This window comes from Cerasicoccus maritimus (assembly GCA_031296935.1).
In the GTDB taxonomy this organism is placed as follows: Bacteria; Verrucomicrobiota; Verrucomicrobiia; order Opitutales; family Cerasicoccaceae; genus Cerasicoccus; species Cerasicoccus maritimus.
On record JAVDPD010000045.1, the window covers coordinates 1 to 1,255 of the forward strand.

Genomic DNA, 1,255 nt, shown 5'->3' on the forward strand with positions numbered 1-1,255 from the left:
GTAATTCTTTGGTGAGCAACTCGGATAATATCATCATGGGTGGGTCGGCGGCCCGCTACGTCGTTACAGGCACCAACTTAATCGCTATTGGTAAGGGAGTTTTGCAGAATAGCACAAGCTCTCAGAGTCAAGTCGCTATTGGTCTTAATGCGTTGCAAGATAACGAGGCGAATGGGAACGTGTCGATTGGTTATTATAGTATGAGGAATTCTGTCAGCGGCAGCAATATGGTTGCGATTGGTGAGAATGCGGCTCGAGAAAATGAAGGGTCTGCAAATGTCGCAATTGGTTCGAATACAATGGAACAAAATATTAGTAGCAAGTGGAATGTCGCAATAGGTCCTGGAGCTAATCGTTATGCGGATGGAGGTGATGCTAATGTTGCGATAGGTCGCGATGCACTTCAGTATCACGATGGTGGCAATAATGTGGCGATTGGTAATAAAGCTATGGCTTCATCCACTAGTGATGGAGATGGCAACGTCGCCATTGGTCTAGATGCTCTAAAGGGCATGGGTAATCCTGAAGCTCCGCATGTTCTATCGCATAATATAGCATTAGGAACGAAGGCACTGGTTACCGTGTTTGATGCGCAGAACAATGCAGCATTGGGCTACTATGCTGGATCATCATTCAGAACTGGGGTAAATAATCTTTTTTTGGGGAGGCAGGCTGGAGCGAACTTGGTGGAGGGTAGTGATAATATATTGATTGGTATTGGGGGGGCGCTTACTGAAGGCGACAGGAATATCGTTATTGCCCGGAATTCTAATTTCCCTACTGGGGTTGATAGTGAAAAACTGAATATAGGTAACACGATATATGGGGATTTATCGGCAAAGACGATTGGGATTGGGACTACTTCGCCCAGCCAGAAATTGCACGTCGCTGGGCATACCCTAGTGGATGGCTCGCTGATTTTAACAACGAGCACAGGACTTGTGCAGGCGGGTGCGATTCGTTGGGATGGAATTGATTTTGAGGGATACGATGGCTCGGCGTGGGTGTCTTTGACGGAAGGAGCGAGTGGCTCGTCATCGTTTTGGCATGTGGCTTCAGGGGTGCCTGCTGCGGAAACTGGGGAAGATGGTGATTTGTATTTGGATTCGTCTACAGGTGATTATTACCAAAAGACATCCGAGGGCTGGGGTTCTGCTTTGGGCAACCTGACGGGTCCGGCTGGTGCTGAAGGTGTAGCTGGCGTCGATGGTGTTGACGGGGCCGATGGCGTAGCAGGAGCCGATGGAATTGATGG

At 48.7% G+C, this 1,255-nt stretch carries 1 pseudogene; it reads left to right on the plus strand.

Annotated features, from left to right (window positions below):
* Positions 1–11: 11 nt before the first annotated feature.
* A pseudogene (locus RBB62_RS19415) lies at positions 12–1,255 on the plus strand (hypothetical protein); the annotation flags it as partial.